Annotated in this window: 9 protein-coding genes; all 9 read left to right on the forward strand. The window is 45.9% G+C overall.

All coding sequences use genetic code 11. The features are described from left to right. The first annotated feature begins 22 nt into the window (after window positions 1–22). The 9 genes from BUC05_RS18545 (at window position 23) to BUC05_RS18585 (ending at window position 13,422) form a co-directional block, all read left to right on the forward strand. Complete coding sequence (locus tag BUC05_RS18545; RefSeq protein ID WP_011245540.1) at window positions 23–1,300, forward strand: ABC transporter substrate-binding protein; 1,278 nt, start codon at window positions 23–25, stop codon at window positions 1,298–1,300. Window positions 1,301–1,358: 58 nt separating this feature from the next. Then, window positions 1,359–2,240 carry a carbohydrate ABC transporter permease gene (locus BUC05_RS18550; protein WP_011245541.1) on the forward strand — a complete coding sequence of 294 codons (882 nt, stop codon included), beginning with the start codon at window positions 1,359–1,361 and terminating at the stop codon, window positions 2,238–2,240. After that, on the forward strand, window positions 2,221–3,105 hold the full coding sequence (locus BUC05_RS18555) for a carbohydrate ABC transporter permease (RefSeq protein ID WP_011245542.1): 885 nt from the start codon (window positions 2,221–2,223) through the stop codon (window positions 3,103–3,105). The genes BUC05_RS18550 and BUC05_RS18555 overlap by 20 nt, the downstream gene beginning before the upstream one ends. Window positions 3,106–3,408: 303 nt before the next feature. Further along, window positions 3,409–3,702, forward strand: coding sequence for a WXG100 family type VII secretion target (locus tag BUC05_RS18560; protein ID WP_011245543.1), 294 nt, complete (start codon window positions 3,409–3,411; stop codon window positions 3,700–3,702). A 74-nt stretch (window positions 3,703–3,776) separates the two neighbouring features. Further along, window positions 3,777–4,016, forward strand: coding sequence for an ESX secretion system protein YukD (locus BUC05_RS18565; protein WP_011245544.1), 240 nt, complete (start codon window positions 3,777–3,779; stop codon window positions 4,014–4,016). 26 nt (window positions 4,017–4,042) lie between these two features. Then, a complete protein-coding gene (gene essB / locus BUC05_RS18570; RefSeq protein WP_073305696.1) occupies window positions 4,043–5,353 on the forward strand; it encodes a type VII secretion protein EssB in 1,311 nt (436 codons plus the stop codon). Window positions 5,354–5,376: 23 nt separating this feature from the next. Then, entirely contained in the window at window positions 5,377–9,801 is a 4,425-nt protein-coding gene (gene essC / locus BUC05_RS18575) for a type VII secretion protein EssC (protein ID WP_035205101.1), read from the forward strand. Between the two features lie 26 nt (window positions 9,802–9,827). Beyond that, window positions 9,828–12,977, forward strand: coding sequence for a type VII secretion protein EsaA (gene esaA, locus BUC05_RS18580; RefSeq protein WP_051881248.1), 3,150 nt, complete (start codon window positions 9,828–9,830; stop codon window positions 12,975–12,977). Next, complete coding sequence (locus tag BUC05_RS18585) at window positions 12,967–13,422, forward strand: YueC family protein (protein ID WP_035205100.1); 456 nt, start codon at window positions 12,967–12,969, stop codon at window positions 13,420–13,422. Before esaA ends, BUC05_RS18585 begins: the two co-directional genes overlap by 11 nt. The last annotated feature ends 50 nt before the right edge of the window (window positions 13,423–13,472 follow it).

Consider the following 13,472-nt stretch of genomic DNA (forward strand, 5'->3'; position numbering starts at 1 on the left):
AAGTGAAAAAGGAGGCTTTTCAATGAAAAAGGTTATATGCTCATCTCTGTCTGTTGCACTTGCGACTGGTTTGCTCATCGGCTGTAGTGGTAATACTTCAGGCGGGGGAGGCGCTGATGGAAAAGTAGAACTGACATTTTCGGCATGGGGCAATCCGGCTGAGCTAAAAGTGTACAATCGTGCAGTCGATGCCTTTAATGACATGCAAGACGAGATCGAAGTCACGCTCACTGGTATTCCGAATGACAATTACTTTCAAACATTGACAACACGCCTCCAAGGAGGGCAAGCGCCTGATATTTTCTACGTTGGAGCAGAGGATATCTCAACGTTAATTGAGAACGGAACGATTGAACCGCTGTCCGACTTTTTGGAGACAGAAGATTCTTATGTGAAAGCAGATGAGTTTACCGATGACATTTGGGGAGCGTCACGGAAAGACGAAACGATATACGGACTGCCTGTTGATTGTAATCCGTATTTAATGTACTACAATAAAACATTGCTTGAAGAAGCTGGCGCAAAGTCGCCGCAAGAATATTACGAAGAAGGCAATTGGAACTGGGAAGCGTTTGAAGAAGTCACTGCAAAATTGCGTGACCACGGCAAATACGGATTTGTCCAAGAGGGTGGACACCCACACTTGCTAAACTGGATTTGGACAAATGGTGGCGAATTTGCGACAGATGACGAAGTCATAGGCGACGCTGATCCAAAAGTGCTGGAAGCGTTCGAGTTTGTCCATCGTATGGTAGAAGAAGGCAACTTTATTTTTGCAGGGACACTGCCAGAAGGACAGGGCATGGATGCGATGTTTATGTCGAACCAAGTTGGCTTTGTAGGGGCCGGACGCTGGCTGACACCAATGTTTTTGGAAACAAGCATTGATTTTGATTATATTCCATGGCCTTCGAATACAGAAAATACGTTAGAAACGGCGAATATTGCCACTGCGTATATGGCTGCAAACTCAAAAAGTGAGCACGTTGAAGAGGCAATGAAGTTCATCTCGTTTTACACTTCCCAGGAAGGCCAGGAAACACGCCTTGATGGTGAAGGCAACGCTGTCCCTTCCGTTACTGGAATTGATGAAGTGGTATTAAACCAAGATAAACCAGAGCATGGCCAGTACTTACTCGATGCCCGCGAAGCAGGGCGTGTCGTCAGTCTTGAATATACATCGCCGGGGCTCCATAGGGACATAAATGATGTATACGAATTGATGCTACTTGGCGACAAGACGCCTGAAGACGCTCTTAAAGAAGCGACGGAAATTGCGAAAGCTGCGTTAGAAGAGTAACAGCCAAGGGGCCTTGTGCCCCTTGAATTCTTGCGCATCGATTAAGGAGGAGCTGGAGATGTATACAAAACGGGAAAAATGGTGGGGCTATGCGTTCATCGCTCCCCAGCTGCTGGGCATGATTGTGTTTTCATTGCTTCCACTCATATTCGCATTTGCCCTCAGTTTCATGAGTTGGGACGGTTTTGGGGAGCGGACGTTTGTCGGCTTAGATAATTATATTCAACAATTTCAAGACCCTGTTTTTAGGACAGCTATGCGAAATACGACGCTTTATTCGTTGTTCGTCATTCCTGGAGGCATTATTGCCGCCCTAGGCGCTGCGCTTGCATTAAATAAAGTCAAAGGCAAAGATTTTTATCGAATGCTGTTTTTCATGCCTGTTGTAACTAGTTCTGTATCGATCGGGGTTATTTGGATGTGGCTCTTAAATGGGGATATTGGCTTGATCAATCAGCTCCTCGCCATGGCCGGCATTGACGGACCAAACTGGCTGACTGATCAAAAGCTTGTGTTGCCTTCGATTGCTGCCCTTAGCATTTGGTGGGGGCTTGGGACAAACATGGTCATCTTTTTAGCAGGGTTGCAAGGGATTTCCCGCAGTTATTATGAAGCGGCTGACATTGATGGGGCGACACCGTGGCAAAAATTCCGGCATATTACGTTTCCGCTACTATCGCCAACGACTTTTTTCGTGGCGATCATGATTGTGATTGCCTCCTTCCAAGTGTTTGACCAAGCTTATGTCATGACTCAAGGCGGCCCTGGAAAAGCGAGTTATACGCTTGTGTACCATATTTTTGACATGGCGTTTACACGGACGGCATTTGGGCCAAGTACAGCCTCAGCGATGATTTTGTTTGCGATCATCCTCATTTTTACCTTAATCCAATTCTCTGTATCAAGAAAGTGGGTGCATTATGAAGACGGCGGCAGATAATCCAGTTCTTAACCCAGGGCCAGTTAAGCAAAAAAAACGCGGCCGGATCCGCATCTCACAAATCTTGTTGCATGTGACTTTAGTCATCGGCTCGATCGTTATGGCAGGCCCGTTTATTTGGATGGCGCTTAGCAGCTTAAAATCGTTTGAACAAATTTTTGCCGTTCCGCCTGTTTGGATTCCTGATCCGTTTGTCTGGAGCAACTTCACCGATTCCTTGCAAGCGATGCCTTTTGGACGTGCCTATTTTAACAGCTTTTATATCTCAACCATTGTTGTCGTCAGCCAAGTCTTGACTTGTTCAATGGCAGCCTACGCTTTCGCCAAATTGAAATTTCCAGGTTCCAAGGTGTTGTTCATCGCCTTTTTGGCAACGATGATGGTGCCCATGCAAGTAACGCTCATTCCGCTTTACATCATTATGGATAACATCGGCTGGGTCAACACGCATCTGTCAATCATTGTTCCGAATGCACTATTTAATGCGTTTGGCGTGTTTTTGTTAAGGCAATTTATGATGGGAATTCCAAAAGAAATGGAAGAGGCGGCCGTGATGGACGGCGCCAACCCATTGTATATTTATGCGAAAATCATGCTGCCACTCATTAAACCGGCACTAGCAGCATTCGCGATTTTTTCGTTTATCGGCATTTGGAATAACTTTATCCAGCCGCTCGTGTTTTTAAGCGATACGACATTGTTCACTGTTCCGTTGTTGCTAGCAACATTTAAAGGACTTTACGTCACTAACTGGCCGCTCATGATGGCAGGTGCAACCATTTCCGTCGTCCCTGTGCTGATTGTTTACTTTTTTGCTCAACGGCAAATTATTGAGGGGATTGCCCTTACTGGTGTAAAAGGATAAACAGTCGTTTAGGCGGGAGAAGAGGATTTTCCGTGAAACCCAGTTCAAATAGGCTGGGTTTTTTAGTGCGTTTATGCCTGAATAAAAATGATTATTATCTTTTATCATATGATTTTGAAATTAGTATTAGGGAGGCAAAAAACTAGCCAAGTTGTTCTAGGAAGAAGGTCTCGACTTCGGTGTGTGAAAATTGATAATATCAGTACTATATAACTGTTTTCTATAAATTTGTAAGATCATGGTTGACTGGTAAAATCTCCACTGGCTACCATGATAATATAAACCATTAAGGAGGGATTTACTATGTCTGGACTTATTCGCGTTACCCCAGAAGAACTTTACCAAAAAGCTGATGATTACAACCGCTCAAGTGGTGAGATCCATGATCTCGTGAGCAGATTAGATGGTTACAGAGACCAGCTTCAAGGAATGTGGGATGGTCAAGCTTCAGAGGCGTTCATTCAACAGTACGATGAATTGAAGCCATCCTTTGTCCGCATGGGCGATTTGCTTGGTGAAGTATCTGAACAGCTTCGCAACAGCGGACGGACACTTGAAGAAACAGACCAACAAATCGCGGGCAACATTCGCGGTTAATTGGCGGCGAATAGAAACATCTTGGGACGCAATTCCTTACAATTGCGTCCTTCCTTATGAAAGGGTGGCATTTGATGTACATCACTGTAACAGTTGACATGAACCGATACTCAGGGAAACGGTTTGATTTGCGCCTCTCTGATCAATATACAGCAAAAAAAGTCATTGATCTCGTTTGGGGCATTGAGAAGCTGGAAGTTCCACGGCGTGATGGGAGCTGGATCCGTGTCCAAAACAAAGAAACTCATGTCTACGGCAGCCAAATACTTGCTGAACGTGGTGTAACAAATGGAGACCGCTTGGAAATCTTATAGCATTGGTTGAAGGGGTCGGACATGCAATGGAGAAAAAGCGATTTTATTTAGAAGAACAAACGGGTGCAGCTTTTTACAGGGACGCAGAATCGAATACATATACATTAACATTTCAAACCGCAGAAATAAAGCTGTCGAATTCGCTAGAAGCGGAGTTGTTAAAACAACAAGATCCGCTGCTCGAGCGTACAATTGCTGAAGCAGAAGATGAGCTTGTCATTACCGTTCATCCGCAAGAGACAATGCAGCCTTTTAGCAAGTTTCGGAAAAAGGGCGATTACGCAAAACAAATCATCGGCCACTCACTTATTCGCGCGGTTGCCGAGCATCACAGTTCCAGGCTGCATTTAATTGTCTGTCCGGAGAATTTATTAGTAACAGAGGGGCTTGATGTTCACTTTATCCATTATGGCATCAAAGAAAGCCTCCCACCATATGAAAAGAACGAAGAGAAGCTGTTCACTGAGCTTAAGACAACGTTGCTTGTGTTGCTTGATGGCGAGTACCGCTTTGTTGAATATATGAATTTTACGGACACAATGAAATTGTCGGCAAGAGCAAAAAAATTGCTAGAGGCTGATACAATTGAAGCGCTTTTGAGCTGTGTAGAGACATGGATCCAAGAAGAAGAGCGACGTGCTAGCCAAATGCATATGGTGCCAAAGCAAAAATGGCGCTTGCAAAAAAGCTTGTTTTTTGCTGTTACAGGACTGCTTATACCGGCTATTGTTTTTACCGTCTATGCGCTTTTTTTCCTTCATCCGCGTCACGACGCCTTTATTGCCAGCAATGAGGCCTATATTAACAGCAAGCCAAGCGATGTCATTACGGCATTAGAACCATATAACCCGAGCCAAATGCCCCGCGTTGTCCAGTATCAGTTGGCTCAATCGTATGTTGCTAATGAAGACTTGAACATGGATCAGACTGCAAATGTGCAAAATACGTTGACGCTTCAAGCTGAAGAGCTTTATTTCCAATATTGGATTGCGATTGGCCGTGGTGAACATGAGGAAGCCAATGAAATTGCTCGCCAGTTGCAGGACGGGGAATTGGAAATGTATGCGAATTTAAAGTGGCGTGATGCGATTCGCCAGGATCTCAGCTTGTCAGGAGATGAGCGGGAAGAATTGCTTAACGATATTCAAGCGGATATTGACCGTTATATGCGAGAGCAACAAGAACGGGAAGCGGAGGAAGAAGAGGACGCCGCTGCTGATGACAATGCGACTGAAGAAGAGCCAGAGCAAAGCGAAGAGCGTTCGGAAGATGGCGAAGAAAACGAGCAAGAGGACGAGCCTGAGCAAAACGAGGAAGAGGAGAACGCAGATGAGTAAGTGCGCACGTAGGAGATGGGACAATGGATAGACTGTGGGTATTTTATGATTCGTATGTACAGCAACTTGACTTAAGCCAAGCAGAGCGTTTGTTAGGCGCAAGCGAGGACGTTGATTTGCTCGTTCCGCCTCTGCATGCTAAAATCCGCGCGAAAATGGCAAGTGACCAAAAGCAATGTGTGCTTGACATAGAAGGAGCAGGTGAGCAAATTTTAGCGGCTGGTGAATCATTCCAGTATAAAGAAAATGACGCTGCCGTCACATTTGTATATAAAAACGAAGCGGCAAGCGAACGGATGTATTTTATTGGTGAAGAAACGTTCCTTTCCATTGGGCCTGAGGAATCAGCCGACATTGTCCTGCCTAGTGAGAAGCCTTCTGCCTCTTGTACGCTCATAAAGAAAGGCGGCAATTGGTTTGCTTATCCAGAAAAGCACAGCCATGCGTTTGTAAATGGCAAAGCCCTTACAAACAAGCAACGATTAAAGAATGGCGATGTGCTATTGCTTGGCTATACAGCGCTTGTCATTAAAGAAGGCGACTTATTGGCAATTGAATCAAGCGATCCTTTGCAAACGCGACTCGCACGCATAGCGGTTCCTACTTCCGAAAGCAAAAAAAAATACCCTGAGTACAGGCGGACGCCGCGGATCATTTATGAAGAGCCAAAAGACCGGGTGACTTTCTCCATTCCAGGCCAGGAGTTGGACGATAATCATCGTGCCCTCTGGCTCATCGTATTGCCGCCGTTAGCGATGCTCATTGTCATGGGAATTGTCGCATTGCTCATTCCTCGGGGCATTTTTATCATTATTTCGGCCACCATGTTCACCGTAACGCTGATTACTTCGACCGTCAACTATTTTCGCGAGCGGAAAATCCGCAAGCAAAAAGAGGAAAAACGGCAACGTGTTTATACACGCTACTTGAAGGAAAAGCGCGTCGAACTCCAGGAAATGGCTGACAAACAACGGCATGTACTTGATTACCATTTTCCGTCGTTTGAGGAAAATAAATATATGGCAGCGAACTTGAATGGCCGTATCTGGGAGAAAACAGTTGGCGACGATGATTTTATGCATGTCCGTGTTGGGAAATCGTCGATCCCGATAAGTTTTCAGATTGCCGATCCAGGTGGCGATTTAGCGAATCGAGATCGTGACGAGCTGCTAGAAGAAGGCGAAAAGTTAAAAGAGCATTATTCGCATATTAATGATGCGCCCCTTAGCCTTAGCTTAGCGAGCGGTTCCATTGGCTATGTCGGCCAGCTGAAGACGGTACAACGGGAAGTCGCTCAAATGGTTGGGCAACTTGCCTTTTTTCAAAGCTACCATGACCTTCGTTTCGTTGCTGTTTTCAGCGAAGAGCAGTATGCAAATTGGGAATGGATGAAATGGCTCCCTCATTTTCAATTGCCGCACATGTACGCGAAAGGGTTTATTTACAATGAGCGGACACGGGACCAACTATTGACATCGATTTATGAAATGGTGCGGGAGCGGGAGTTGGAACAAAGCCAAGACAAGCCAAAGCGTTTCATCCCTCACTTTGTCTTTTTAGTCGCCAATCGCAGTTTGATAAGCGACCATGCCATCATGGAGTATTTGGAAGGCCCGGATAAAGTGCTTGGCATGTCGGTTATTTTTCTCACCGATGCACAAGAAAATTTAACGGAGTATGTCCATACGATCGTCAAGGTTGTTAACCAAAAAGAAGGCGAGATTGTCATCCGGGAACGGAAAGCGGAGCATAAACGCTTTACCTTTGACCCTCAGGATGCAACAACAAATGAAAAGTATGCCCGCTTGCTGGCATCATTGAACCACCAACGAGGCATGAGCCGTTCTATACCGGAGATGGCGTCTTTTCTCGAAATGTTTGGCGTCCAGCATACAAAAGAACTTGCTATTGAACAACGGTGGCAAACGACAAACAGCGCCGAGTCGCTTGCTGTGCCCGTCGGATTTAAAGCAAAGGATGAACTTCTTGAGCTGAACATCCATGAAAAGGCGCATGGGCCCCATGGTTTGCTTGCAGGGACAACAGGTTCGGGAAAAAGTGAATTTCTGCAAACGTATATTTTATCGTTAGCCGTCCATTACCATCCCCATGAAGTTGCTTTTCTTCTCATTGACTACAAAGGCGGGGGGATGGCACAGCCGTTTAAAAATATTCCCCATTTGCTCGGCACCATTACCAACATCAACGACAGCAAGAACTTTAGTATGCGGGCGTTGGCGTCGATCAAAAGCGAACTGCGCAAGCGGCAGCGGCTGTTTGACCAAAACTTAGTTAACCATATCGATGATTATATGGAGTTGTATAAACAGAAGCAGGTATTGGAACCGATGCCACATCTGTTTATCATATCTGATGAATTTGCGGAATTGAAAAACGAGGAACCTGAATTTATTAAAGAACTCGTAAGTGCAGCGCGGATCGGACGTAGCCTTGGCGTCCACCTCATTCTTGCCACACAAAAGCCAGGCGGAATTATCGACAACCAAATTTGGAGTAACGCCCGCTTCCGAGTCGCATTAAAAGTGCAAGACGCTCTAGATTCTAAAGAAATTCTGAAAAATCCCGATGCCGCCAATTTGACGGTAACAGGGCGCGCCTATTTGCAAGTCGGCAATAATGAACTATATGAATTGTTCCAATCCGCATGGAGCGGTGCGCCGTATTTGCGCGAAACCCATGAAGGCGAGGAAGATGTGGCATTAGTCACTGATGCAGGCTTAGTGCCCATTTCCAACGTCCAAGCTGCTACTGGGAAAAAACAAAAGAGCATCTCTGAAATTGAAGCTGTTGTTAAAGAGATTGAAGCGACAACTGAACGTCTATGCATTCAAAAAGCTTCAAGCCCATGGCTTGACCCTCTTGAAGAATGGCTCCCTCCTGTGCAAACAGATACAGAGGCTGGCATGTTTCCGTTGGCGCTTGCTGATGAGCCAGAGGAACAAAGGCAATTCAATGTTCATTATGAATGGCTAAAAGACGGCAATATTGCTGTATTTGGCTCTGGCGGTTACGGAAAATCGACAACGCTTATGGCGTTGATGCTCCAGTTTGCAAAGGCGTTTAGCCCAGAAGACCTTCACTTTTACATTTTTGATTTTGGGAATGGCGCGTTGTTGCCGTTTAGGCAACTTCCTCATACAGCCGATTATTTTAAAATCGATGAAAAGCGCAAAATCGAAAAGGCCATTGCCTTGCTAAAAGCGGAGATGGACGATCGCCGCGAACGGTTCCTGGCTCAAGAAGTCAATAGTTTGACGATGTATAACCAAACAGCAACAGAGCCATTGCCTGTTCTGTTTATGTTCATTGACAACTTTGATTTAATCAAGGAAGAATACGAGCAGTTGGAATCAACCTTTATCCAATTTGCCCGTGATGGCCAGTCTCTAGGAATTTACGTAAGCCTAACAGCGACGCGGGCAAATGCTTTGCGTCAGCCACTCATGAATACAATGAAAACAAAGATCGTCCACTTTATGAACGACCGAAACGATGTTATCACGCTGCTCGGCCGCAGCAAGTACGAAATCGAACCGATACCTGGCCGCGCCATTTTAGCGAAAGACAGCCATTATTTTGCGCAAATGTATTTGCCAGAAGCCGGTGAAGATGACCAGGAAATGATGGCAGCCACAAGAAATACGATTGCCGATTTAGGCCAGCGTTATCAAGACGCCAAGCTCCCGGAAAAAATTGCGATGCTGCCTACACAGCTATCGCTGGCTTCTTTCCAAACGCGTGTTGGCGATCCAGGCGACAGCATTCCCTTTGCCCTTGACGAAGATACGGTCAAGCCTGTATTCCTGCAAACGAAGTCAGAGCCTCATTTGTTAGTTGTCGGCCAGCCGCGGAAAGGAAAGACAAACGTTGCCAAAGTCCTATTAAACTACTATTTGCAACAGGAAGTTGACGAAATTGGGCTGTTTGACGGCACAGACCGCAAACTGTCTGCTTTTGTCGGACAAAAGCTTATTTCCTATATAGACCAAAAAGAACAGATTAAAGACTGGGTGTCAGCTGTTGAAGAAAAAATGGCTGTGCGGGAACAAGCTTATATGGACGCGTTAAACAATGGAGAAACGGTTCCAGCTTTTGCCCCAGTGCTGTTATTAATCGACAGCCTGATCCGCTTCCAACAAACGGTTGATGCAGCCATTCAAGATAAGTTGGCGAAGCTAATGAAAAATTCGAGCCACTTAGGCTTTCGTCTGATTGTGTGCGGCAATTCCGTAGAATTTACGAAAGGCTTCGATCCTCTTACTGCAGAATTGAAGTTGGTGCGCCACTATATCATCGTCATGAAAAAGTCAGACCAAACCCTTGTCAATCTTTCGTTCACGCGAAATGAAGAAGAGATTGCCCCAGGTTTTGGCTACTATGTCGTCAATGGAATCGAGACGAAAATCAAAATACCGGAAGCTCCATAAATGAAAGAACAAGCGAGGTGGTTTAATTGCAGAAAAAACATATGTTAAAACTATTGGTGCTTGTGGCAATCATCATCGCCGTACCGTTTGCCTTTTTTCAGTACATCGGGAAAGAACCGATGCGTGAAGAAAAAAAAGCGTCTGGCAAGATCGTGATTGTCAATGAGGACAAAGGGTACCAATATGAGGAGAATGATCCCCTTATTTTAGGAAATGATATTGTGCCAACATTGCAAGATGACTCGGAATACGAATGGGTAGTGGCTAGCAGGGCCTCTGCCCAAGCAGGACTAGCGAATCAGGAATATGATGCGATCGTTTATATTGATTCCTCTTTTTCCGAGAACATTATGTCCTTTCAAGATTCAATGCCGAACCGAGCCAGTGTACAATACGAAATTTATAATAACTTAAATGCTGAAAACCAAGAACGGGTGCAAAAAGAGCTAGAGAGTGCCCAACTAAAAATGAACCAGCAAATTAGCACCCAATATTGGCGCTATGTGTCTGAGGAAGTCGACCGAGTTCGAAACAACTTTGATGAAGTGCTACAAAAAGAAGTTGACTTCCTAAATGAAATGTATTCATTTTACTCGCCAAGCTCACAAGAATTGGCAGATGAAATTGAAACGCAGCGAGGTCGTCTTGACCAGTTATTCGCTACTTCTTCGGACACTGTCAATTTGTCGGAAAGCTCTCGTACTAGTTTAGAAGAAGCGCAAGCTGGCTTTGATGAACTTACCAATGCGATTGATACCTACATGGCTTACCATAATGAGCAAACGGAGATGATGGTGCAGGCGAACGCTCAAAATGGGGAGCTTGTCAACCAAGCAGTGGCTGACTACCAACAGGCATTGCAGGCAGGAAGCGGCAACGTCCAGGAAGGCCAGCATGCGTTTGCGCCACAGCTTTCCAATGAAGGCGACAAAGTTTTCTCTTTGTTTGATGATTGGGCAATTGGCGCCTATAAGTTTAATGGCGAAATGAATGGGTTTAATAGCGAAATAAACCAAGTATATGCTGCCCAAGATCTAGCCGTCGATCGGCTGCCAAATGCACAGGCTGAACTGATTGGAAAATATGCAAATGCGACGCAAGGAGAACGGGCAGAAGCGCAGTTCCGGCAAACGTTAAATGTGCGCCGCCATTTGTCAAAGGACGAGCGGCCACCACAGAACATCCCTCGCCCTGAACAACCAGAGGAAACACTAGAGCCGATTGACGAAGACCTACTGAAAGACGCAGAAGAAACGATTGCCGAAATTGAAAAGCTAGTCGGCAAGTTAAACCCTGAAGAAATTGAATTTCCAGAGCCGCCGCCACCAGAACCTGATCCAGGCGATGGGGACGGAGATGGCGATGGCGGTGACGGCGACGATAATGAACAGCCTACGCCACCAGAACCAGGAGATGGCGATGATGATGGGAACGGTGGAGAGGAACCCCCGCCAGATTCAACAGAGCCTCCTGAAGATAGCGACGGAGACGGCAATGGCGGTGGAGATGGCGACGGGGATACTGAGCAAGAGCCACCAGCAGGAGAAGGCGAACAAGAAGAAGATAGAGAAGAAGCGCTCTCCTTTACGCCGTACCATGCCCAACTTGTCACTTTTACGCCTGAAGAACTGCAAATCGTTTGGGAAGAAGCAATGGAGCTTCTTGAAAGTATGGAACCAACGTTAGAAGTGGCACAGTGGAAAATCGATGACCATCGAGAAGTGACCGAGGCGTTCCTCGAATACGTCGAAAAACTGGAACGTTATGCAACGCGTTTGGAAAAGTATGTGGAGAAACTGGAAGCGCAAGTGATTGATCCAGTCATCGAGGAAGTGCACAAGCAAGAACAAGCCGTTTTCAACCGAATAGGCGCATCTCCGTCCGTTATTAACAGTCCGATTCAGTCAACAAATGTACGTGAACTGCTTACCTATTACGGCGAGCTGGCCAAATTGGATTGGGCATACAGTCAGCAAGGCTATTTGAATCAAGACCGGATTAAGCAAATTGTCGATGAAGACAACCGTGTCCGCGAGGTTCAGGAAAAAATTGACGAGGCGCGGCAATCAGTCGATTCGTTTATGGGCAAGCGAACGCAATTGGAAGAAGCCCAACAATCGGTTGAGGAAGCAGAAGCAGAATTTAATCAATTTATCGCCGATGCAAACAACGTGCTGAACGAGTTAGAACAAGCAATTGCTGAAGAACAACAAGCGATTCGCGAAGAAGTGGCGGCGATTGCAGAAACGGGCAACGCTATTGGAGCGAACTTATCTGAAAGCTATGGAGCGATTGAAACAGAACCAGCGCCTGTCGAAGGGTTAAATGGGCAAATGGTCGTGACCAATCAACAAATGTCATTAGGCGAAGTCCAACAATTAGGAGCAGCAGTTGAATCTCTTAGCAACCGCCAAGACGATATTATTGCCCAAACAGAAGACCTACACAACAATGTGACGGCAGTCCAAGCCAAATCCGATGATTTAAACTCGAGATGGTCGGACAATGTCCAAACAACTGAACTTGTTTACGAGGACATTCACACGATTCTTGGCAACGCGCTGTCAGACGGGCACCATAATGACTATGTCTATAACCATCTTTCTAGCCCTGTTGATATAAGCGGCGAGCAAGTAACAGGACCTGCAGAAAGAATGACGCCGCCAATCATTGTTCTTGTGATCGTACTATTGTCGAGCTTGCTGATCGGCTTTTTGACACACCACTATAGCTCTGTGCCAATTGCCGTTAATATCGCGTTGTTTAGCATTTTATCGATCATTGTTGGTTTAGTCATCAGCATTTATGGACTGACGATTTACACAATGAGCGAGAGCCAATCGATTCAATGGACGATCATTACCGTCCTCTTGATTTTGGCGACAGCTGGCCTTATCCGCGTTGCCTTTATGGCGGGCCCGTGGGTCGGATGGCTGCTTAGTGTCGCGTTCATTCTATTCTTTACAAGCCCGCTTCTTGATATGGCGATGCCAAACTTCCGTACCAATAACCCAATTGCGGAGCTATACATTTCCATTCAGGCGAGCCCGCAAAATGCGTTTCTCGCAGGCATGATCCCATTGGCTCTCATTGCAGCAGCAACGATTGCTTTGCCAATCATTCGCCATTTGGTCGTGAACAGCCGAAAAGAAGAGGATGACGATTATGAAATGTAAGGCCATCATTGCCGGGGCAGGAGCATGCGTCACGCTGCTCTTGTCCTTGGCAACTCCAAGCTTTGCCGAAGAAGAACGTGTGGAACCTGGTGTTTACAAAGAGCGGGAAGTGCTGTTAGAGCTCCGCGAGTACAAACCAGAAGCAGAGCAAAGAGAAATTAGAGTGCCTGAAGAACAAAAAATACTCACATTTACTCAGCCATTGGAAGAAACATACGCGGAACTGCAAGATAGCCTGTTTGCGAGTAGTGCTGATGCAAACCGCGAGGAAAACCTCGCCGCAAGCGCCGGGCTGTTTACAGAGGAAAAAGAGTTGGTCCGCCAAGTGGTGCAGGCAGAAGAAAAAGTAAACGTGCTGCCATGGATATTAGCAGCTGTGGCCACCGTGCTCGTTTCTGTTTTATTGATTTATATTATTCCTAAAACCGCGCAAATGAACGAATAACCATGTTTTTGTCAAAACAGAAAATACGGACATGCAAGCGAGAATAGAGG

This window comes from Shouchella rhizosphaerae (assembly GCF_900142675.1).
Taxonomy (GTDB): Bacteria; Bacillota; Bacilli; order Bacillales; family Bacillaceae_D; genus Shouchella; species Shouchella rhizosphaerae.

Excerpts from the sequence above, each read along its gene's own strand:
- BUC05_RS18545 (WP_011245540.1), top strand. The coding sequence starts at position 23 with ATGAAAAAGGTTATATGCTCATCTCTGTCTGTTGCACTTGCGACTGGT.
- BUC05_RS18550 (WP_011245541.1), top strand. The coding sequence starts at position 1,359 with ATGTATACAAAACGGGAAAAATGGTGGGGCTATGCGTTCATCGCTCCC.
- BUC05_RS18555 (WP_011245542.1), top strand. The coding sequence starts at position 2,221 with ATGAAGACGGCGGCAGATAATCCAGTTCTTAACCCAGGGCCAGTTAAG.
- BUC05_RS18560 (WP_011245543.1), top strand. The coding sequence starts at position 3,409 with ATGTCTGGACTTATTCGCGTTACCCCAGAAGAACTTTACCAAAAAGCT.
- BUC05_RS18565 (WP_011245544.1), top strand. The coding sequence starts at position 3,777 with ATGTACATCACTGTAACAGTTGACATGAACCGATACTCAGGGAAACGG.
- essB (WP_073305696.1), top strand. The coding sequence starts at position 4,043 with ATGGAGAAAAAGCGATTTTATTTAGAAGAACAAACGGGTGCAGCTTTT.
- essC (WP_035205101.1), top strand. The coding sequence starts at position 5,377 with ATGGATAGACTGTGGGTATTTTATGATTCGTATGTACAGCAACTTGAC.
- BUC05_RS18585 (WP_035205100.1), top strand. The coding sequence starts at position 12,967 with ATGAAATGTAAGGCCATCATTGCCGGGGCAGGAGCATGCGTCACGCTG.